Genomic DNA, 18,935 nt, shown 5'->3' with positions numbered 1-18,935 from the left:
TCAAAGTCCCAACATCGCGTAATCGAAGCCGCTCGCCGGATCGACGGCCGAGAGCGAGAGGCTGCTGCCGTCGGAGGAGAGCAGCGTGGTCATCATCTCGGGCGAGGCGACACCGATCCAGACCCCGGCCGCGCAGGCCGCGGCAAGCCCGGCCAGCGCCGGCCAGCCGCCGAAGGCCCGCAGCGCCTCGCGCCATCCGGCGCGGCGCGGCGCCGGTGCGGGCAGCGGCGCGCGACGCGGGGCGGGCTGCTCGGCGAGCGCCAGCGCCTCCATCCGGGCCATCCAGTCGCCCGACGGCAGCGGCGCATCCTGCCGCTCCGCTTCGAACAGGGAGGCAAGGCTCCCCTCTTCCGTCCTGCGCTGATCAGTCATCGTCATACCCCAGCTCTGCGCGCCGCCCTGACAGCAGGGCCTCCAGCGCCTTGCGTCCGCGCGCCGTGAGACTTTCCACGGCCCGCACGCCCAAGTCCATGATCCCGGCGATCTCGGGGTTGGACAGCCCCTCGAGATGCCTCAGCACCACAGCCTGCCGCTGCCGCTCGGGCAGCGCGTCGAGTGCTTCCTGCAGCGCCCCCTCGCGGGCGCGCCCCTGCATCGCGGCCTCGGCACCCGGGGCGGGATCGGCGGGCTCGGCGATCTCGCCAAGGTCCACCGTGCCGCCGCGCCGCCGGCGCATCCGGTCGATGCAGAGGTTCGACACCACCCGGTAGAGCCATGTCGAGACCTTGGCCTCGCCCTCGCGCCAGCCCGGCGCCGCGCGCCAGAGCCGCAGCAGCGCCTCCTGCGCCACGTCCTCCGCCTCGGCCCGGTCGCCGAGCATCCGCACGGCATGGCCGAAGGCGCGCGGACCCAGCCGCCCGACAAGCGCCCGCGCCGCGGCCTGGTCGCCCGCGGCATAGGCCGCGAGCAACGTCTCGTCGCTTTCCGTGCTCATCGCGTCATAGGGCATCCGGTCCATTCCCCTGCGCTAGCCCGAAGGGCCGGGCCGCGCAAGAACCGGGCCGCGCGAAGCGGCCCGGCCCTCGGGCCTTCAGTATTGCCAGAAGTCCATCATGCCGCCGCCGCGCGGGCCTTCGCCGTCCTGCGGTCCGCGCTTGAAGCCCCGGCCGTCGCGGTCGTGGTCATGGTCGCGGTCGCCGTGCCACGGGCGGTCGCCGCCGTCGTGGCGCATCATCCGGTCGCCGCGCTGGCCCATGTCCATGTCGCGCCGATCCTGCCGCATCGGCCGCGCCGCGGCCAGCTCGTCCGCCGTCACCTGCCCGTCATCATCCGCGTCGAAGCGGTCGAAGAAGCCCATCGGCCCCTGCGCCTGCATCTCCTCGAGGGTGAGCTTGCCGTCCTTGTCCGCGTCGAAGCGCTCGAGCATCCGCTCCTGCATGCGCGCCTTGCGCATCGCCAGCCGCTCCGCCTCGCGCGCCGCCTGCCGGGCATCGGCGAAGGCGATCAGCTCGTCGCCCTCGAGCAGCCCGTTGCCGTCGGCATCGGCCTTGGCAAAGGCCTCGGCAAAGCCCGCGGCGGGGCCGTGCCCTTCGAATTCCTCGCGGCTGATCGAGCCGTTGCCGTCGGCGTCGAACTGCTCGAACATCCGCGCCATGGGCGCCGGGCGATCGGCCCGGGGCGCCGCCGGAGCGGTGTCGGTTGCAGCAAGGGCAAGGCTCGCCGTGCCCAGAACCACGAGCGCGGCGCCGGTCATCAGTTTGGTCATGCGTTTCATCGCTGCGATCTCCTCATTCATCGCTGGTCTTGCCGGCGGCATCCTCGCCGTCCGATCACAAGCTTCCACGCGCGGCGCGGAAACTTCCGTCGCCGGACCGCGATATTTTTTTCCGCGGCCCGCGCGGCAGCCCCCGCCAAGCCCGCAAAGCTGCATGCAACACGCGCCTTTGCGACATCACGCCGCTGCGCCGCTCTGTCCTCTTTAATTGGGCGCGGGCTTGCGCCACCTTGGGCGCATGACTTCTAAGGTACACCCCATGTCCGACCTGTCGCCGGAGCGCGAAACCTGGCCCGCCGTCTGGCGCGGCTTCCGCGGCCGCTGTCCCAACTGCGGCAACGGGCCGATCCTGCGCTCCTATCTCAAGGTGCGCGACCATTGCCCGGTCTGCCGGGAGGAGCTGCACCACCACCGCGCCGACGACGGCCCCGCCTACCTGACGATCCTCATCGTCGGGCACATCATGGCGCCGGCGCTGCTCTGGGTGTTCACCACCTGGCGGCCCGAGCCGCTGATCCTCGTCACCATCTTCCTTGTTGGCTGCATCGGACTTTCCCTCTACCTTCTGCCGCGACTGAAGGGGGCAATCGTGGGCTTCCAGTGGGCACGCGAGATGCACGGCTTCGCGCGCAGCCGCTGAGCCCACCCGGACACGCTCCCCGCGAGGCATCACAAGACGCAGGGGAATGCGCATGAGCACCGACAAGACCGCCATCCGCGACGCAGCCACGGTGATCGTGCTGCGCGACCGTGACAGCCGGCCGAGCATCCTGATGGGCCAGCGCGGCGCGGGGGCGGCCTTCATGCCCAACAAGTTCGTCTTCCCCGGCGGCGCCGTCGACGAGGCCGACGCCGAGGTGAAGCTCGCCGCCCCCCTGCCCGCGGTCTGCGCGACGCGGCTGGCCGAGGACGCACCCACGGACCGCGCCAACGCGCTGGCCGCCGCGGCGATCCGCGAGCTCTGGGAAGAGACCGGGCAGGTGCTCGGCTGGCCCGGCAAGTGGCCGGGCGCGCCCGAGGGCTGGGAAAGTTTCGCCGAGACCGGCCACCGCCCCGACGCCTCGGCGCTGCAGTTCGTCTTCCGCGCGATCACCCCGCCGGGCCGCCCGCGCCGCTTCGACGCGCGCTTCTTCCTCGTCGACGCCGAGGCGCTGAAGAGCGACCCGGACGATTTCTCCGCCGCCTCGGACGAGCTGTCGCACCTGCAATGGGTGCCGCTCGACGAGGTGCGCAGCTTCGATCTGCCCTTCATCACCGAGGTGGTGCTGGCCGAGATCGCCGCGCGGGTCACCGACCGCCGCGCCCCGAGCTCGGTGCCCTTCTTCCGCAACGACGACGAGGAAAGCCTCTTCCTGCGCCTCAACGGCCGCGCCCCCGGCGCGCCCGACGAGACGCGCCCGAAGCGTCAGCTGCGGATCAGGAGGTAATAGGCCCCGGCCAGCAGCGCGGCGAGCAGCAGGAGGTTGAACATCAGCCCCGCCAGCACGCCGAGCCGCCGGTGGCTGCGCCGCGCCTTCACGTCGATCGTCTCGAGATGGCGGGCGACGCGCGCCTCGGCGCGGTCGAGTTCGGCCATGTCGAGCCGCATGGCAAGCTTGGGATGCCCGGCCATGCCCTGCGCGTCGCGCAGCGCGCGCAGGTCGCGCCGCGCCCATCGCGGCAACTGGTTGGCCGCGCGCCTGGCCCGCGCCTCGAACCCGCCCTTGCCGAGGCCGAGGCGGCTTTCGAAGAGCGGCATCAGCCGCGCGCCGATCTTGGGGTCCTGATCCATGGCGCGAACCTCGGGCATTTGCCGCCCGCGCGCAAGCCGCAACGGCGGGGCGCCGCCAACCTCCTTCCAAGGAGGTTGCAAATTTCTTCGAAGAGATTTGCCCCGGCGCCGCGCGTTTTGCGCTTTTCCGTCCCGCGGCAGCGTCCTAGACAGGCGCCATGCTGAACATGATCCGCCACGGCTCCGCCACCGACCAACCGCCGCTCGTCATCGTCCACGGGCTCTTCGGCTCCGCGCGCAACTGGGGGGTGATCTCCAAGCGCCTCTCGGACCAGCGCGAGGTGATCGCGGTGGACCAGCGCAACCACGGTGACAGCCCGTGGAGCGACAGCCACGGCTATCTCGACATGGCCGGCGACATCGCCGAGGTGATCGAGAGCCTTGGCGGGCGCGCCGACGTGCTGGGCCATTCGATGGGCGGCAAGGCGAGCATGGTGCTGGCGCTGACCCGGCCCGAGCTGGTCAACCGGGTGATCCTCGCCGACATCGCGCCGGTGAAATACAGCCATGACCAGAACCAGAACATCGCGGCGATGCGCACCGTCGACCTCGCGGCGATCGAGAAACGCTCGGACGCCAACGACCAGCTCGCCCGCGTGCTCGACGACCCGACGCTCTGCAGCTTCTTCACCCAGTCGCTCGACCTCAAGGAGCGGCGCTGGAAGCTGAACCTCGACGTGCTCGAGGCGGAGATGCCGAAGATCCTCGACTTCCCCGAGCTCGACAGCCGCTTCGAGGGGCCCGCGCTCTTCCTGTCGGGCGCCGAGTCGACCTACCTGCGTCCCGAGTACCGGGACCGGATCCGCGCGCTCTTCCCGCGCGCGAAATTCGCCAAGCTGCCGGGCTGCGGTCACTGGCTGCACGCCGAGAAGCCGCGCGAGTTCGAGGCCGCCGTCCGCGCCTTCCTCGACCTGACCGCCTGATCCCCCAGGTTTCGCGGGCGCCCGTTTGGCGGGCGTCCCAGCGCGCGGATTCGGCTTTTCGGAAACCGCGCATTCCTCTTTCGAAATCGCCCCCGCGCCCCCTTGCGCGAGGCCCGGCCCGGGCCCTTAGTTTCCGAAACTCTTAAGTTCCGGAAATCCGTCCCATGTGTGCCGCAGCCCCCGGTCGTTCCGGGTCAGTCCCCTTCGAGCAGGTGCAGCTTGCCCTCGAGCCAGGGCAGCTGGCGATGCGCCGGGGTGATGACGAGATCCGACACCAGCTGGCGCATGGTCCGCGCCACGTCGCGCGGCACGCGGTCGGCCCAGTCGGCGGCGGCAAAGAGCGAGATGGTGCGGGCGAAGGGGCGGATCGGCAGCGGGTGCGCCTCGATCCGGTCATGCACGCGGGCGGCGCGCATGAAGCCGAGCGGCGTGGTGATGCCCCAGCCGACACCGCGCGCCACCAGCGTCATCAGCGACAGGTGCGCGCCGATCTCGAAGCGTTCGGGGAAGTCGAGCTTGAGCCGCGACAGGTGCGTCTCGATCTGCCGGCCGATCATCTGGTCGCGGTCGTAGCGCAGCATCGGCAGCGCCGACATCAGCGCCTCGGTGCCGCCCGCCTCGCGCGCCTTGCCGCGCGGCGCCACCAGAAGGAACGGATCGCGGACAAGGGGATACTCGATGATCCCCGGCGAGGCCGTGCCGGGGCTGGCGGCGATGGCGATGTGCAGGTGGCTGTCGACCATCGACTGCATGATCTCGTGGCTCGGCGCGGTGACCAGCTTGAAGCGGCAGCGCGTCATGTTCTCGGCGAGGATCGTCACCAGCTGCGGCGTGAGGTCATTGTCGAAATCGTCGATCACCCCGAGGTTGAGCTGCGACAGGTGCGTGAGGTCCATCACCGTCAGCTCGTTCTGCGCCAGCCGCAGCTGGCTCAGCACCGCCTGCGTGCGCAGCAGGAACGACCGCCCCGCCGGGGTGAGCTGCATCGGCCGCCGGGCGTGGTCGACGAGATCGGTGCCGAGCGCCGCCTCGAGATTGCGCAGTTGCTGGCTCACCGCCGGCTGGCTGAGCCCCGTGCGCTCGGCCGCCTGTGCCACGGATCCGCTGGCCGCGAGCGCCTCGAACACCTCGAGGCCGCGCAGGCTGATCCCCTTCATCAGCATCCCGTCCATCCCTCTCACGCGCCGGGTTCCGTCCCGCACCGCTTTGGGCGGAGCGTGGCACAGATTCACGAATTCCGAAACTCCCCAACGACAGGCCGGAACCTTCCCCCATGCCCGTGACCCATCTCAAGCCCGCGCCCGGCCTGCCGCCGCAGGCCGCCGCCGACACCGCAGACATCGTCCAGATCATGCTCGCCCGGCTGCGCGCCGAAGGCGAGGCGGCGGCGCTCGACTACGCCGCCCGGCTCGACGGCTGGGAGGGCGAGATCGTCCTGCCGGCGGCGCGGCTGGCCGAGGCGCAGCGCGCCCTGCCCGTGACGCTGGTCGAGGACATCGCCTATGCCCATGCCAATATCCGCGCCTTCGCCGAGGCACAGCGGGCCTCGGTGCAGGAGTTCGAGATCGAGCTGCGCCCCGGGCTGCGCGCCGGGCAGCGGCTGATCCCGGTCGGCTGCGCGGGCTGCTACGTGCCGGGCGGGCGTTACGCGCACATCGCCTCGGCGCTGATGACCGTGACCACCGCCCGCGCTGCCGGGGTCGCCCGGGTGATCGCCTGCGCGCCGCCGGGACGAGACGGCATTCCGCCCGCCCTGCTGCACGCGCTGCATGTCGCGGGCGCCGACGAGGTGATGGCGCTCGGCGGGGTGCAGGGGATCGCGGCCATGGCCTTCGGCCTCTTCGGCCTGCCGCGGGCCGACATCCTCGCCGGGCCGGGCAACCAGTTCGTCGCCGAGGCCAAGCGGCAGCTCTACGGACCCGTGGGCATCGACATGGTGGCGGGGCCGACCGACGTGATGATCCTTGCCGATGCCAGCGCCGATCCCGAGACCGTCGCGCTCGACCTGCTGGGTCAGGCGGAGCATGGCGGCAACTCCCCGGTCTGGCTGGCGACGGATCACCGCCCGCTCGCCGAGGCGGTGCTGGCGCGGCTGCCGCAGCTAGCCGAGACCCTGCCCGAGCCCAACCGCTCGGCGGCGCGCGAGGCCTGGGCGCAGCTCGGCGAGGTCATGCTCTGCACCACGCGCGAGGAGATGGCGGCGCTCGCCGACCGCTACGCGCCCGAACACCTGCACGTCATGGCGCGCGACCTGCCGTGGTGGCGCGAGCGGCTGCGCAGCTACGGCTCGCTGTTTCTTGGTGCAGAGACCACCGTGGCCTTCGGCGACAAGGCCGCCGGGCCCAACCACGTGCTGCCCACCGGCGGCGCCGCGCGGCATACCGGCGGGCTTTCGGTGCACAAGTTCCTCAAGTGCGTCACCTGGCAGGAGGCCGCGCCCGAGGCGCTGCCCGAGCTTGCCCGGGCCAGCGCCGGGATCAGCCGTGCCGAGGGCATGGAAGGCCATGCCCGCAGCGCCGAGGCGCGGCTGGCGCCCGGTCAGTGCCGGGCGGCGGGATGAGGGAGGATCGCGTCTGCCGCGGGTGCCGGGCTCAGAGCCCGGTGCACATGCGCTCGGCGCGGGTCACGAAGGCCGAGTAGCGGGTCCAGAATTCCTTGTCGCCGCGGCGGGTCGACTGGCGGACCTCCTGCGCCTCGTGCGGGTCGCGGTAGAAGCGGACCGCCCGGCGCTGGTCGCCCGAGCTCAACTCGTCGTTGGCCGCCGCCTGCACGCAGCCGCAGAGCGCGTCATTGCGCGCCTTGCGGTCCGAGCTCATGCACGCATTGCTGACCGGACCGTTCGCATAATATCGGTAGCCCGTGCCCGAGCCGCCACCGCAGCCTGCCACCAGCGCCAAAATCGTCACCAGGTAAATCGGTTTCATCCGCCTGCTCTCTTAACTGCCCTTCGCTCCACGGGTCTTGCGCCCGTCACACCGGAGTTTCCGCAAGGATGCCCGAAGCGCGCGGCGGTTTCAATTCACCGAATCGTTGCTGGACAGCGCTTGCCGCAACGCTAGGTGACCGCAACGGCGCCGACCCCGTGCCGGGATATCCGGACCCGCGGGCAGACGCCGCCGCGATCCCGGGAACCGGCACGTGGCGGGGCTTTGCCGGACCTCCCCCGCGTCAGCATTTGCCGGCGGGTGAGGCGCATCGGCGCAGCAGCGCCACCTGCCCTTCGATCCGGCTTGACCGGGGGCCAAAACCCTTACATATCGGGCCAATCATGACCGATCTCGCGCATATCCGTAACTTCTCCATCGTTGCCCACATCGACCACGGGAAATCCACCCTGGCCGACCGGCTGATCCAGTCCACCAACACCGTCTCGGAACGCGAGATGAAGGAGCAGCTGCTCGACGCGATGGATATCGAGCGCGAGCGCGGCATCACCATCAAGGCGAACACCGTCCGGATCGAGTACGTCGCCGACAATGGCGAGCATTACGTGCTCAACCTGATCGACACGCCCGGCCACGTCGACTTCGCCTATGAAGTGTCGCGCTCGATGCGCGCCGTGGAGGGCTCGCTGCTCGTCGTCGACAGCACCCAGGGCGTCGAGGCGCAGACCCTCGCCAACGTCTACCAGGCCATCGACGCCGACCACGAGATCGTGCCGGTGCTGAACAAGATCGACCTGCCCGCCTCGGAGCCCGAGCGCGTGAAGGAGCAGATCGAGGACGTGATCGGCATCGACGCCGAGCACGCGCTGCTGGTCTCGGCCAAGTCCGGCCTCGGCATCAAGGAAACGCTGGAAGCCATCGTGCACCGCCTGCCCGCCCCCAAGGGCGAGCGCGACGCGCCGCTGAAGGCGATGCTGGTCGACAGCTGGTACGATTCCTACCTCGGCGTGGTCGTGCTCGTGCGGATCATGGACGGCGTCCTGAAGAAGGGCGACAAGATCAAGATGATGCAGACCGGCGCGACCTATCCGGTCGACCGGATCGGCGTCTTCCGCCCGGCGATGCAGAACGTCGACGAGCTGGGCCCGGGCGAGATCGGCTTCCTCACCGCGCAGATCAAGCAGGTGCGCGACACCAAGGTCGGCGACACGATCACCCACGAGAAGAAGGGCGCCGAGAAGCCCCTGCCGGGCTTCAAGCCCTCGGTTCCGGTGGTGTTCTGCGGTCTCTTCCCGGTGGACAGCGCCGAGTTCGAGGACCTGCGCGACGCGATCGAGAAGCTGGCGCTGAACGACGCCTCGTTCAGCTACGAGATGGAAACCTCGGCGGCGCTCGGCTTCGGCTTCCGCTGCGGCTTCCTCGGGCTGCTGCACCTCGAGGTGATCCGCGACCGTCTCGAGCGCGAGTACGATATCGAGCTGATCACCACCGCGCCGTCGGTGATCTACCATATCTACATGAAGGACGACACCAAGATCGACCTGCACAACCCCGCCGACATGCCCGACATGTCTAAGGTGGACCACGTCGAGGAGCCGCGCATCAAGGCGACGATCCTGGTGCCCGACGAATACCTCGGCGACGTGCTGAAGCTCTGCCAGGACCGTCGCGGGTTGCAGCTCGATCTGACCTACGCGGGCAACCGCGCGATGGTGGTCTATGACCTGCCGCTGAACGAGGTGGTGTTCGACTTCTACGACCGCCTGAAATCGGTGACCAAGGGCTACGCCTCGTTCGACTACCAGATGATCGGCTACCGCGAGGACAACCTCGTGCGCATGTCGATCCTGGTGAACGACGAGCCGGTGGACGCGCTCTCGATGCTGGTCCACCGCGACCGCGCCGAGACCCGCGGCCGGGCGATGTGCGAGAAGCTGAAAGAGCTGATCCCCCGCCACATGTTCAAGATCCCGATCCAGGCCGCGATCGGCGGCAAGGTGATCGCGCGCGAGACCCTGTCGGCGATGCGCAAGGACGTGACCGCCAAGTGCTACGGCGGCGACGCGACCCGGAAGAAGAAGCTGCTCGAGAAGCAGAAGGCCGGCAAGAAGAAGATGCGGCAGTTCGGCAAGGTCGAGATCCCGCAGGAGGCCTTCATCTCCGCGCTCAAGATGGACGACTGATCCGGGACATCCCGGCCAGCACCACACCAGGAGGCCGGGGCATTGATGTCCCGGCCTTTCACGTTGGGGGCCCCGAGCGGGCCCCGTGACCTCCCCTCCCCCCTCTTCAACGCTATCCTGCATGGGAGCTTTCCGATGCCCGCACCGAAGACGCCCCTGAAGCCCCTCGCCGCCACGCTGGCGCTGCTTCTTTCCGCAACCTCCCTCTCCGCCGCGATCTGCGACTACCGGCCGAGCCGGCTGGTCGGCGACACCGTGACCGGCGCGGCCGCGGCTGCCACCGGGGCCGTCGCCGCCGCCACCGGCGTGCAGCAGGGCCAGGGCGGGTTCTACACGCTGGTCAATGCCACCAGCGGCCTCACGCTGCTTGGCGGCAAGCTCGCCGCCTCGGGCGGCGCGGCGGGGCTGCTCGAGGGCGGCGGCGCGGCGGCGGCGGCCGCCATGGCCAACCCGATGGTCTGGGTGCCGGCGCTGATCCTCGGCGCGGGCGGCGCGGGCTACGAGGCCACCTGCGCCTATTTCGTCGACGAGCGGATCACCGACTACGACAGCGTGCTGATGATCATGCGCGATTTCGAGGCGCATTCGGACCCGCGCTTCTTCCGCCTCGAGGAGGACACGCTGAACCCGTTCATCGAGATCCACGACGAGGCCGGCACCCGCGCCACCTACCGCGTGCAGGATCTCTACATCGTCGACGGGATGCTGAAGCACCGCAGCTGGGGCCCGAACCGCAAGATCGGCCGCGTGGTCTTCGTGCCCTCCGACGCGCCGACCGAAGTCCTGCCCGAGGGCGCGGTGCAGGAGCTGCCGACCCCGACCGAGATGGCCCCGGCGACCGAAGCGCCCGCCGCACCCGCCGCGGACGCGCCCGCAGCCACCCCGACTCCTGCCCCTGCGGCCCCGGCCATCGAGGCTCCCGCCGCGCCCGCGACGGAGTGAGGCGGGCGGGAGCCCCACATGAAAAGAGCCGCCCCCGAGGGGGCGGCTCCGCGATGACCTTGTTGAGGGGGATCACTCGGTCATCGTCTCGGGGCCGGCGGGCGCGCGCTCCTGCAGCATCGCGATGATGCGCTGGTTGAGCTCGGGGTCGGCCTGCGCCGCCTGGCCGATCTGGTTGTAGGTGTCGACGTCCATGCCCTCGGTCTCGTTCACCGCGTCGGCCATCTCGACCTGCGCCTCCTCGACCAGGGCCTGCTTGCCCTCGGGCTCTTCGACGGCCTCGATCTGCGCCATGTAGTCCTCCTGCACCGCCTGCACCTGCGCGGCGGCGTCGACGAAGGCGGTCAGCTGCTCTTCGCTGAACTCCACCGAGGGGATCGCCGGGGCCTCTGCCGCGGGCGGCGTCGCCGGGGCCTCGGGCGCGGCGGTCTGCGCCATCACCGGGGCGAGCGGGGCCGCGATCAGCGCGGCGATGACGGTCGACTTGAGAAGCGTGCCGTTGAGTTTCATAGAAGTCTCCTTCCCGTATGGAAATGCGCGGGAGCATCCCGCGGCTTCTCCCGAGAGCTAGGCCCGCCGCGCGCTCGCCGCAACGCAGCACCGGGTGATCCGCGCGCCGCGAGCGGGGACATGCCGGGACGGCCCCCGCAGGGCGGCGGCGCGCCGCGCGTCAAGCCGGGCCCGCGGAACATCGCCGGGCCGGAGCCCCCGAAAGGGCAAGGATGCGCCTGCAGGATCACCCCGGCGTGAGCGCCCCTTTCGTGCTACACTCGGCGCACCCAAGGGAGGAAACACGATGAAACGCTTTGTCCTTGCCGCGGCACTCAGCCTTGCCGCCGCCCCCGCCTTCGCCTTCCACTGCCCCGCCGACATGGCGAAGATCGACGCCGCCCTCGCCAGCGGCCCGAACCTCTCGGCGGCCGAGCTCGCCAAGGTCAAGGAGCTCCGCGCCGAGGGCGAGAAGTACCACGCCGCCGGCCAGCACCAGCAATCGGTCGACGTGCTGGCCGAGGCGATGAAGATCCTCGGCATCAACTGATCGCGAAATACCGCGAACTCCGGAAGGAGCCCTTTTCACGCATCGGCTCCGAGTCCATGGTACGGCTCGGAAGGCCCGGTCCGTCCGGGTCGCCGATGCAGGGAGGGCATCTTGGATCCACGCGCAGCAACCGCCGTCTACGCCCGTTGGGCTCCGATCTACGACCAGACTTTCGGGGCCATCACCCAGGCCGCCCGCCGCGCCGCCGTGCGCCGGGTGACCGGGCCGGATGGCACAAGGGTGCTCGAGGTCGGGGTCGGCACCGGGCTCTCGCTGCCGCTGATGCCGCGGCACATGAAGGTCACCGGGGTCGACTACAGCGCCGAGATGCTGGCGCAGGCCGAGCGCCGCGTGTCCCGCATGGAGCTGCCGCACGTGGAATCGCTGCAGCGGATGGACGCGCGCAGCCTCGGCTTCGACGATGCCAGCTTCGACGTGGTGGTGGCGATGCACATGATCTCGGTGGTGCCCGAGCCCGAGCGCGTGATGCGCGAGATGGTGCGGGTGCTGAAACCGGGCGGTCAGCTCATCATGTCGAACCACTTCGCCCGGAAGCAGGGGCCGCTCGCGCATATCTCGCGCCGCACCGCCCGCTTCGCCGACCGGATCGGCTGGCACGCGGATTTCGACATCTCGGTGGTGCTGGACACGCCCGGGCTGAAGCTGGTCGAGCGCCGCGCCCTTCCGCCCGTGGGGATGATGACCCTGCTGGTGCTCGAGCGCACCGACGAGGCCACCGCGCCCTTCCCTGCCAACGACCCGGCCCAGCCGAAAGGCTGAGCCGGACCGGCCCGCTCAGGCGAGCATCTGGCAGTCGCCGCAGACCGACACCGCCTGCCCCGAAACCGTCCGCCCGCGCGGGCTGGCAAGGAAGAGGATCTGGTCGGCGATCTGCTGCGGCGTCACGTAGTCCTTGATCGAGGTGTAGGAGAAGGCCGCCGCCTCGACCTCGTCGAAGCTCTTGCCGAGCCGCTGCGCCTTGGCCTCGAGCACCCGGCGCTGGCGGTCGCCGGCGACGATGCCCGGCAGGATCGCGTTGGCGCGGATGCCGTCGCGGCCAAGCTCGATCGACAGCGACTTGGTGAAGCCGATCACCCCCCATTTCGCCGCGGCATAGGGCGTGCGCAGGGCAAAGCCCACCCGCCCGGCCATCGACGAGAGGTTGAGGATCGAGGCATTGCTGCTGTCCCGCAGCGCCGGCACGGCGTGGCGCACGCAGTGGAACTGCGAGCTGAGGCAGACCGCGAGGCACCGCTCCCACTCCGCCGGGTCGATCTCCTCGACCGGCCCGGTCGGCCCGGCGATCCCGGCGTTGTTGACCAGCACGTCGAGCCCGCCCAGTTCGGCAATCGCCCCCTGCATGAAGGCCCCGATCTGCGCCGCGTCGGCGACGTCGCAGCGCTGCCGCCAGACCTCTGCCGGCAGGCTCGCCAGCGCCGCCTCGTCGATGTCGCAGGTCGCGACGCGCGCGCCCTCGGCGAGGAAACCCTCGACGATGGCCCGCCCGATGCCCTGCGCGCCCGCGGTGACGATCACCCGCGCGCCTTCCAGTTCCAAGTTCACGGCAGAATCCTCCTCCTGCTGTCTTCCATCTCCTCCGCGCCATAGGCCCGGATCAGTTCCGAGGCGACGCGGATGTCCTCGGTCACCGCCTGCGCCGCCGCCGCGCCGTCGCGGGCGCGCAGGGCATCGCAGAGCTGGCGGTGGTGGGCACGCGAATGGTGCGTGCGCGAGCGGCCGATCTCCTCCTCCAGAGGCAGGGCCGCCTTCACCCCGATGTCGTAGTTGATGATCGGCCCGGCCTTCAGCCAGAGCATGGTGATCACGTCCATCAGCACCCGCGAGCCCGCCGCGCGGTAGAGCGCGAAATGCAGGTCCTTGTTGGCCGCCACCGCCTCGGGGCTGCCATAGGCCGAATCGAGGATGGTCTCGAACCGCTCGGCCAGCTTCAGGATCTCGTCGATCTCCCCGGGCGTCGCCCGCTCGGCGGCCAGCCGGGCGGCCTGCGCCTCGGTCAGCACGCGCATCTCGGTCAGGTCGGCGAATTCCTCGGCGCTCATCAGCGGCACCTGCACCGCGCGCTTGGGCTCGACCAGCAGCGCCCCGCCCGCGGCCAGCCGGCTCACCGCCTCGCGCACCGGCATCATCGACACGCCCAGCCGTTCGGCGAGGTCGCGCAGCGAGATGCGGTCCCGCGGCTTCAGTTGACCCGAGAGCAGCATCTCGCACAAAGTTTCATGCACCTGTTCCGACAGCGTGCGCGGCCGCGCGTCCCGTGACGCCTCGTCATTTCCGCTCATATCCCCGTTTCTCCCCGTTGACTCTTTCCGAGTCCTTCTGCAACTGTGATCTCAGATCACACCAGAACGGACAAGACCGCAACTGCTGATCCCGCGGCAAGGGAGGAAACGCTGCCACGGGAACACGGGTCACCAGAATCTGGTGTGATCTCTGGCACCAGCCCCGGGGAGGACCGCGATGCAGCCGAAAACCACCAAGACTTGCCGTCCGGCGCGCCGCGCCGGGCAGACCTGAGGCCCGGCATCCATGGCCAAGACCCGCAAGGTGATCATCACCTGCGCCGTGACCGGCGCGATCCACACTCCCTCGATGTCGCAGTACCTGCCGGTCAGCGCCTCCGAGATCGCCGAGGCCGCGATCGGTGCCGCCGAGGCCGGGGCCGCCGTCGTGCACCTGCATGCCCGCAACCCCGAGGACGGTCGGCCGGACCAGACGCCCGAGGCCTTCGCCCCCTTCCTCGGCGTGATCAAGCAGGCCTCGAACGTGGTGGTCAACATCACCACCGGCGGCGCGCCGACCATGACCATCGAGGAGCGCATCCGCCCGGCGCAGACGCACCGGCCCGAGATCGCCTCGCTCAACATGGGCTCGATGAACTTCGGCCTCTTCCCGATGCTGCAGCGCTTCCCGAACCTCGCGCACCAGTGGGAGCGGGACTACGTCGGCAACAAGAACATCATCTTCAACAACAGCTTCGGCCAGATCGAGCACATCGTCACCACGCTCGGCGCGCTCGGCACGCGCTTCGAGTTCGAGTGCTACGACACGGCGCATCTCTACAACCTCAAGTATTTCCTCGATCAGGGCCTCGTGAAGGGCCCGCTGTTCATCCAGACCGTGTTCGGCCTGATGGGCGGGATCGGCGCGCATCCCGACGACGTCATGCACATGAAGCGCACCGCCGACCGGCTCTTCGGCGACCAGTACCGCTGGTCGGTGCTCGGCGCGGGCAGGAACCAGCTGCCGATCGCCGCCATGGCCGCCGCGATGGGCGGGCACGTGCGCGTCGGGCTTGAAGACTCGCTCTGGGCCGGGCCCGGCCAGCTGGCGCGCAGCAATGCCGAGCAGGTCGGCAAGGCGCGGCAGATCATCGAGGGGCTGGGGCTGGAGCTCGCCACGCCCGACGAGGCGCGCGAGATCCTCGACACCAAGGGCGCGGACGCGGTCGGCTTCTAGGCCCCGCCCCGCACGAAATCCCCTCGGGAGAGAATGCTCCCAGACTGGCCCCCGTCGCCCCCTCATGGCGCCGGGGGCTTCTTTTTGGCTGGGTTGGGGAGCTCAACCGCCCGGAATCAAGGCGAAGCCGCCGGGCGGGCGCCGGCCCGTCCCGGCGGGCTGGCGCTTTGGTCACGACGCACGACGTTCGAGTATCACGCGAACTTGGCGGGCATAAAGTGCTGACCACAATCGTTGCAGCGCCACCCCACGGGCCGGCGCGCGCCCGGCTCCCGTTGCACCCCTTGCGCCTCACGGCTTCCTGAACAGCCGCGTCAGCTCGAAGAGCGCGTCCAGCCGCTCGAAGCGCTCGCGGGCGTCGGGCCAGCGCTCCTCCTGCGCCGCGGCGATCAGCGCCTCGACCAGCGACAGGGTCGAGATGTTGGAATCCCAGGCCGAGGGGATCTCGACCCAGCAGTTGAACGCGTGCTCGGCAAGGCTGGCGATCGGGCTCGACCACTGGTCGGTGATCAGGATCACGTGCATCCCCCGCCCCGCCGCGATCTCGGCCAGCCGCTGCAGGTTGTCCTCGTAGCGGCGGATGTCGAAGATCAGCAGCGTGTCGCCCTCCTCCATGTCCAGCACGTAATGCGGCCAGGTCGCCGAGGAGGAGGTCAGGTAGGTGACCCGCGCCCGGATCGCCTGGAAATGGGTGAAGGCATATTCCGCCAGCGAGCGGGTGATCCGCCCGCCGACCACGTAGAGCCGCCCGTCGGTCGAGGCGAGCCGCTTGGCCGCCGCGTCGAACTGGGCCGCGTCGATGTTGGTGAATGTCTGCCGCAGGTTCTGCGTCACCGCCTCGGCGAAGCGGTTCAGCAGGTGCGATTCCGGCGCCTCCGAGGCCCAGACCGCCCGCCGCGCCTCGGGGCCCGAGACCTTGGCCTGCAGCTCCGATAAGAGCGCCGCGTGGAAGGCCGGGTAGCCCTTGAACCCCAGCTTCTGCACCATCCGCGCCACCGTCGGCGTCGAGACCCCGGCATTGGAGGCGGCCGCGGTGATCGAGGCGATTCCCGCGCCGGGGTAATCGTCGAGCAGGGCCTGCGCGAACTTGCGCTCGGAATTGGTGAGCTGCGCGTAATGCTCGCGGATGAGCTGGCGCACGGTGCCGGACGGGCTGGTCTCCACGGGCTGCCTTTCGTGACGGGTGCAAAAAATGGGCAATTTCGGGGCGCACTTGGCGGTGACCCGCATCTGCCCGAAATCGCTCTGGAAAAATATTGACGCATCGGAAGCCTCGTGGAAAGCTTTTTCCAAAGTCAGGGGGACCGACGTGCCGCAGGACGACGCCAGCGCATTCGAAGTGAGCAGAGCCATGGGCCGCGGCCCGGCGCTCTTCCTCTGCGAACATGCCTCGAACGCCATCCCCGCGCGCTACGCCGGGCTCGGACTGCGGGACGAGGACCGGGCAAGCCACGCCGCCTGGGACCCGGGCGCGCTGGCGCTGGCGAAGCGGCTCGCCGAGGCGCTCGACGCGCCGCTGGTGGCCGGGACCGTGTCGCGCCTCGTCTACGACCTCAACCGCCCGCCCGAGGCCGCCTCGGCCATGCCCGTGCAGACCGAGACCGTCGCCATCCCCGGCAACGCCGGCCTCTCGCCCGAGGCGCGCGCCCAGCGCACCCGCGACATCTACGATCCCTTCTGCGCCGCGGTCACCGGCACCGTGGTGACCCGCAAGACGCTCGGCACGCCCTTTGCCCTCGTCACCGTGCACAGCTTCACCCCGACGTGGTTCGGCAAGCCGCGCGCGGTCGAGATCGGCATCCTGCACGACGCTGACAGCCGGCTTGCCGACTACATGCTCGAGGAGGCGTCCCGCCTGCCCGGCCGCCGCATCGCCCGCAACGACCCCTACGGGCCCGAGGACGGCGTGACCCATTCGCTGAAGCTGCACGGCATCGGGAACGAGCTGCCCAACGTGATGATCGAGGTGCGCAACGACCTGCTCGCCGACGAGACCGGGATCGAGACGATCGCCGGCGAACTCTTGACCCTGCTGCGCCCGGCGCTGGCAGGCCTTGGACTGACGGAGACGGACAATGCCTGAGGCCATGATCTGTTACGTGCGGATCATCGACCGGATGAACCGCGCCATCGGGCGTTTCGCCATGTACCTGCTCTTTGCGCTGATCGGCGTGCTGGTCTGGTCCTCGGTGTCGAAGACCTTCTTCACGCCGACGCTGTGGACGCTGGAAACCGCGCAGTTCATCATGGTCGCCTATTACGTCCTTGGCGGGCCCTACTCGATCCAGATGGGCTCGAACGTGCGGATGGACTTCTTCTACGGCGACTGGTCGCCGCGCCGCCGCGCCATCGTCGATGTCATCACCATCTGGTTCCTTATGTTCTACCTCGGCGTGCTGCTCTGGGGGGCGATCAGCTCGACCGCCTACAGCTTCGGCTATTTCGGCACCGAGCCCTTCAAGTTCTTCGGCGAGCTCTTCTGGGCCTTCGTCACCGGCGGACCCGGCGCCGCGGCCGAGCACATGGGCCATCTCGAGCGCAGCCCCAGCGCCTGGCGCCCCTATGTCTGGCCGGTGAAGGTCATCCTGTGCTTCGGCGTCACGCTGATGATCCTGCAATGCGTCGCCGAGTTCTTCCGCGACATCGCCCGCATCCGCGGAGAGGAAATCTGATGTCCCAGGACCTGATCGCAATCGTCATGTTCTCGGGCATGCTCGGCCTTCTGCTGACCGGGCAGCGCGTCTTCGGCGCCATCGGATTCGTCGCCGTCGTGGCCGCGCTCTGCCTCTGGGGAGACCGGGGTGGGTTCGATCTGGGCTTCGCCGCCTCGATCAAGCTGATGAAGTGGTACCCGCTGCTGACGCTGCCGATGTTCATCTTCATGGGCTACGTGCTGTCGGAATCGAAGATCGCCGACGATCTCTACAAGATGTTCCACGTCTGGATGGGCGGGCTTTCCGGCGGGCTCGCCGTGGGCACGATCGGGCTCATGGTGCTGATCTCGGCGATGAACGGGCTGTCCGTGGCCGGCATGGCCATCGGTGCCACCATCGCCCTGCCCGAGCTGCTGAAGCGCGGCTATGACAAGCGCATGGTGACAGGGGTGATCCAGGCGGGATCGAGCCTTGGCATCCTCGTGCCGCCCTCGGTGGTGCTGGTGCTCTACGCGATGATCGCCCGCCAGCCGGTCGGGCAGCTCTGGCTCGCCGGGGTGATCCCGGGCCTCGTCATGGCGGCGGCCTTCATCATCTACATCATCATCCGCTGCAAGCTGAACCCCGAGCTGGGGCCGATCCTGCCCAAGGCCGACCGCGACATTCCGCTGTCCGAGAAGCTGCGCCTGCTGCGCGCGGGGCTGCTGCCGCTTGTCATCTTCTTCGTCATGATGGTGCCCTTCGTGCGCGGCTGGACCTCGCTGGTGGAAAGCTCGGCCATCGGCGCCGTCGCCGCCTTCCTTGCCGCGGTGATCAAGGGCCGGATGACCCGCGAGGTGTTCGAGACCTCGGTGCGCCAGACGCTCGGCGTGTCGTGCATGTTCATGTGGATCATCCTCGCCGCCCTCGCCTTCGGCGCGGTCTTCGACGGGCTCGGCGCGGTCAGCGCCATCGAGGAGCTGTTCACCGAGAAGCTGGGCCTCAGCCCCTGGATGATCCTCGTGCTGATGCAGCTGAGCTTCATCGTCATGGGCACCTTCCTCGACGACACGGCGATGCTGGTGATCGTGGCGCCGCTCTACGTGCCGCTGGTCGGGCATCTCGGCTTCGACCTCGTCTGGTACGGCGTGCTCTACACCATCACCTGCCAGATCGCCTACATGACGCCGCCCTTCGGCTACAACCTGTTCCTGATGCGCGCCATGGCCCCGCCCGAGATCGGCCTGCGCGACATCTACACCTCGATCGTGCCCTTCGTGGCGGTGATGGTCCTGGTGCTCGCGATCATCATGATCTTCCCCGATCTGGCCCTGTGGCTGCCGAACCTCGTCTACGACAACTAACAAC

Annotated in this window: 22 protein-coding genes; 12 read left to right on the top strand and 10 right to left on the bottom strand. The window is 69.6% G+C overall.

Annotated elements, in window-relative coordinates; all coding sequences use genetic code 11:
- The 3 genes from PVT71_RS09475 to PVT71_RS09465 all read right to left on the bottom strand — a co-directional run bounded on the left by PVT71_RS09475 (position 1) and on the right by PVT71_RS09465 (position 1,714).
- A complete protein-coding gene (locus PVT71_RS09475; protein ID WP_353471538.1) occupies positions 1-378 on the bottom strand; it encodes a hypothetical protein in 378 nt (125 codons plus the stop codon).
- Positions 365-949 (bottom strand): RNA polymerase sigma factor, encoded by a 585-nt coding sequence (locus tag PVT71_RS09470; protein ID WP_353471537.1) that lies wholly within the window; start codon positions 947-949, stop codon positions 365-367. Before PVT71_RS09470 ends, PVT71_RS09475 begins: the two co-directional genes overlap by 14 nt.
- Before the next feature lie 81 nt (positions 950-1,030).
- Complete coding sequence (locus tag PVT71_RS09465; RefSeq protein WP_353471536.1) at positions 1,031-1,714, bottom strand: EF-hand domain-containing protein; 684 nt, start codon at positions 1,712-1,714, stop codon at positions 1,031-1,033.
- A gap of 259 nt (positions 1,715-1,973) precedes the next feature.
- Here PVT71_RS09465 and PVT71_RS09460 point away from each other — a divergent pair, with 259 nt between their 5' ends.
- Positions 1,974-2,354, top strand: a complete 381-nt coding sequence (locus PVT71_RS09460) for a DUF983 domain-containing protein (RefSeq protein WP_353471535.1) — start codon at positions 1,974-1,976, stop codon at positions 2,352-2,354.
- Positions 2,355-2,406: 52 nt separating this feature from the next.
- Positions 2,407-3,141, top strand: coding sequence for an NUDIX hydrolase (locus tag PVT71_RS09455; protein ID WP_353471534.1), 735 nt, complete (start codon positions 2,407-2,409; stop codon positions 3,139-3,141).
- Here PVT71_RS09455 and PVT71_RS09450 read toward each other — a convergent pair.
- Positions 3,120-3,485, bottom strand: coding sequence for a hypothetical protein (locus PVT71_RS09450; protein ID WP_353471533.1), 366 nt, complete (start codon positions 3,483-3,485; stop codon positions 3,120-3,122). The two genes, PVT71_RS09455 and PVT71_RS09450, sit on opposite strands and share 22 nt — an antisense overlap.
- 158 nt (positions 3,486-3,643) lie before the next feature.
- Here PVT71_RS09450 and PVT71_RS09445 point away from each other — a divergent pair, with 158 nt between their 5' ends.
- Positions 3,644-4,408 (top strand): alpha/beta fold hydrolase, encoded by a 765-nt coding sequence (locus PVT71_RS09445; protein ID WP_353471532.1) that lies wholly within the window; start codon positions 3,644-3,646, stop codon positions 4,406-4,408.
- Between the two features lie 194 nt (positions 4,409-4,602).
- Here the strand turns inward: PVT71_RS09445 and PVT71_RS09440 are convergent, their stop codons facing one another.
- Positions 4,603-5,571 carry a LysR family transcriptional regulator gene (locus PVT71_RS09440; protein WP_353473863.1) on the bottom strand — a complete coding sequence of 323 codons (969 nt, stop codon included), beginning with the start codon at positions 5,569-5,571 and terminating at the stop codon, positions 4,603-4,605.
- Between the two features lie 110 nt (positions 5,572-5,681).
- On the opposite strand from PVT71_RS09440, the gene hisD reads away from it, so the two are divergent.
- Entirely contained in the window at positions 5,682-6,968 is a 1,287-nt protein-coding gene (hisD, locus tag PVT71_RS09435) for a histidinol dehydrogenase (protein WP_353471531.1), read from the top strand.
- Positions 6,969-6,999: 31 nt separating this feature from the next.
- Here the strand turns inward: hisD and PVT71_RS09430 are convergent, their stop codons facing one another.
- Complete coding sequence (locus PVT71_RS09430; protein WP_353471530.1) at positions 7,000-7,332, bottom strand: hypothetical protein; 333 nt, start codon at positions 7,330-7,332, stop codon at positions 7,000-7,002.
- 344 nt (positions 7,333-7,676) lie between these two features.
- On the opposite strand from PVT71_RS09430, the gene lepA reads away from it, so the two are divergent.
- Complete coding sequence (gene lepA, locus PVT71_RS09425; RefSeq protein ID WP_353471529.1) at positions 7,677-9,476, top strand: translation elongation factor 4; 1,800 nt, start codon at positions 7,677-7,679, stop codon at positions 9,474-9,476.
- Between the two features lie 135 nt (positions 9,477-9,611).
- Positions 9,612-10,418 (top strand): hypothetical protein, encoded by an 807-nt coding sequence (locus PVT71_RS09420; RefSeq protein WP_353471528.1) that lies wholly within the window; start codon positions 9,612-9,614, stop codon positions 10,416-10,418.
- A 72-nt stretch (positions 10,419-10,490) separates the two neighbouring features.
- Here PVT71_RS09420 and PVT71_RS09415 read toward each other — a convergent pair whose 3' ends face one another.
- Positions 10,491-10,928 carry a DUF4168 domain-containing protein gene (locus PVT71_RS09415; RefSeq protein WP_353471527.1) on the bottom strand — a complete coding sequence of 146 codons (438 nt, stop codon included), beginning with the start codon at positions 10,926-10,928 and terminating at the stop codon, positions 10,491-10,493.
- 286 nt (positions 10,929-11,214) lie between these two features.
- On the opposite strand from PVT71_RS09415, the gene PVT71_RS09410 reads away from it, so the two are divergent.
- Complete coding sequence (locus PVT71_RS09410; RefSeq protein ID WP_353471526.1) at positions 11,215-11,457, top strand: hypothetical protein; 243 nt, start codon at positions 11,215-11,217, stop codon at positions 11,455-11,457.
- 111 nt (positions 11,458-11,568) lie between these two features.
- A complete protein-coding gene (locus tag PVT71_RS09405) occupies positions 11,569-12,237 on the top strand; it encodes a class I SAM-dependent methyltransferase (RefSeq protein WP_353471525.1) in 669 nt (222 codons plus the stop codon).
- A gap of 15 nt (positions 12,238-12,252) precedes the next feature.
- Here PVT71_RS09405 and PVT71_RS09400 read toward each other — a convergent pair whose 3' ends face one another.
- Both PVT71_RS09400 and PVT71_RS09395 read right to left on the bottom strand, forming a co-directional pair.
- Entirely contained in the window at positions 12,253-13,020 is a 768-nt protein-coding gene (locus PVT71_RS09400; RefSeq protein ID WP_353471524.1) for an SDR family oxidoreductase, read from the bottom strand.
- Positions 13,017-13,757: a GntR family transcriptional regulator gene (locus PVT71_RS09395; RefSeq protein WP_353471523.1), complete on the bottom strand. Its 741-nt coding sequence runs from the start codon at positions 13,755-13,757 to the stop codon at positions 13,017-13,019. Before PVT71_RS09395 ends, PVT71_RS09400 begins: the two co-directional genes overlap by 4 nt.
- A 247-nt stretch (positions 13,758-14,004) precedes the next feature.
- Between PVT71_RS09395 and PVT71_RS09390 the strand changes: the two genes are divergently transcribed.
- Complete coding sequence (locus PVT71_RS09390) at positions 14,005-14,934, top strand: 3-keto-5-aminohexanoate cleavage protein (protein WP_353471522.1); 930 nt, start codon at positions 14,005-14,007, stop codon at positions 14,932-14,934.
- A gap of 291 nt (positions 14,935-15,225) precedes the next feature.
- Here the strand turns inward: PVT71_RS09390 and PVT71_RS09385 are convergent, their stop codons facing one another.
- Positions 15,226-16,098, bottom strand: coding sequence for a MurR/RpiR family transcriptional regulator (locus PVT71_RS09385; RefSeq protein ID WP_353471521.1), 873 nt, complete (start codon positions 16,096-16,098; stop codon positions 15,226-15,228).
- 187 nt (positions 16,099-16,285) lie between these two features.
- Here PVT71_RS09385 and PVT71_RS09380 point away from each other — a divergent pair, with 187 nt between their 5' ends.
- The 3 genes from PVT71_RS09380 to PVT71_RS09370 are packed head-to-tail and all read left to right on the top strand — an operon-like array spanning position 16,286 to position 18,931.
- Positions 16,286-17,017: an N-formylglutamate amidohydrolase gene (locus tag PVT71_RS09380; RefSeq protein ID WP_353473862.1), complete on the top strand. Its 732-nt coding sequence runs from the start codon at positions 16,286-16,288 to the stop codon at positions 17,015-17,017.
- Positions 17,010-17,606, top strand: coding sequence for a TRAP transporter small permease subunit (locus PVT71_RS09375; protein ID WP_353471520.1), 597 nt, complete (start codon positions 17,010-17,012; stop codon positions 17,604-17,606). Before PVT71_RS09380 ends, PVT71_RS09375 begins: the two co-directional genes overlap by 8 nt.
- A complete protein-coding gene (locus PVT71_RS09370; protein ID WP_353471519.1) occupies positions 17,606-18,931 on the top strand; it encodes a TRAP transporter large permease subunit in 1,326 nt (441 codons plus the stop codon). The genes PVT71_RS09375 and PVT71_RS09370 overlap by 1 nt, the downstream gene beginning before the upstream one ends.
- Positions 18,932-18,935 lie beyond the last annotated feature (4 nt).

This window comes from Salipiger sp. H15, from assembly GCF_040409955.1.
GTDB lineage: Bacteria > Pseudomonadota > Alphaproteobacteria > Rhodobacterales > Rhodobacteraceae > Salipiger.
This window is presented reverse-complemented; position numbering and strand designations above follow the sequence as displayed.

Coding starts and splice junctions, on each gene's coding strand:
- PVT71_RS09475 (WP_353471538.1), bottom strand. CDS start 378: ATGACGATGACTGATCAGCGCAGGACGGAAGAGGGGAGCCTTGCCTCC.
- PVT71_RS09470 (WP_353471537.1), bottom strand. CDS start 949: ATGCCCTATGACGCGATGAGCACGGAAAGCGACGAGACGTTGCTCGCG.
- PVT71_RS09465 (WP_353471536.1), bottom strand. CDS start 1,714: ATGAAACGCATGACCAAACTGATGACCGGCGCCGCGCTCGTGGTTCTG.
- PVT71_RS09460 (WP_353471535.1), top strand. CDS start 1,974: ATGTCCGACCTGTCGCCGGAGCGCGAAACCTGGCCCGCCGTCTGGCGC.
- PVT71_RS09455 (WP_353471534.1), top strand. CDS start 2,407: ATGAGCACCGACAAGACCGCCATCCGCGACGCAGCCACGGTGATCGTG.
- PVT71_RS09450 (WP_353471533.1), bottom strand. CDS start 3,485: ATGGATCAGGACCCCAAGATCGGCGCGCGGCTGATGCCGCTCTTCGAA.
- PVT71_RS09445 (WP_353471532.1), top strand. CDS start 3,644: ATGCTGAACATGATCCGCCACGGCTCCGCCACCGACCAACCGCCGCTC.
- PVT71_RS09440 (WP_353473863.1), bottom strand. CDS start 5,571: ATGCTGATGAAGGGGATCAGCCTGCGCGGCCTCGAGGTGTTCGAGGCG.
- hisD (WP_353471531.1), top strand. CDS start 5,682: ATGCCCGTGACCCATCTCAAGCCCGCGCCCGGCCTGCCGCCGCAGGCC.
- PVT71_RS09430 (WP_353471530.1), bottom strand. CDS start 7,332: ATGAAACCGATTTACCTGGTGACGATTTTGGCGCTGGTGGCAGGCTGC.
- lepA (WP_353471529.1), top strand. CDS start 7,677: ATGACCGATCTCGCGCATATCCGTAACTTCTCCATCGTTGCCCACATC.
- PVT71_RS09420 (WP_353471528.1), top strand. CDS start 9,612: ATGCCCGCACCGAAGACGCCCCTGAAGCCCCTCGCCGCCACGCTGGCG.
- PVT71_RS09415 (WP_353471527.1), bottom strand. CDS start 10,928: ATGAAACTCAACGGCACGCTTCTCAAGTCGACCGTCATCGCCGCGCTG.
- PVT71_RS09410 (WP_353471526.1), top strand. CDS start 11,215: ATGAAACGCTTTGTCCTTGCCGCGGCACTCAGCCTTGCCGCCGCCCCC.
- PVT71_RS09395 (WP_353471523.1), bottom strand. CDS start 13,757: ATGAGCGGAAATGACGAGGCGTCACGGGACGCGCGGCCGCGCACGCTG.
- PVT71_RS09390 (WP_353471522.1), top strand. CDS start 14,005: ATGGCCAAGACCCGCAAGGTGATCATCACCTGCGCCGTGACCGGCGCG.
- PVT71_RS09380 (WP_353473862.1), top strand. CDS start 16,286: ATGGGCCGCGGCCCGGCGCTCTTCCTCTGCGAACATGCCTCGAACGCC.
- PVT71_RS09375 (WP_353471520.1), top strand. CDS start 17,010: ATGCCTGAGGCCATGATCTGTTACGTGCGGATCATCGACCGGATGAAC.
- PVT71_RS09370 (WP_353471519.1), top strand. CDS start 17,606: ATGTCCCAGGACCTGATCGCAATCGTCATGTTCTCGGGCATGCTCGGC.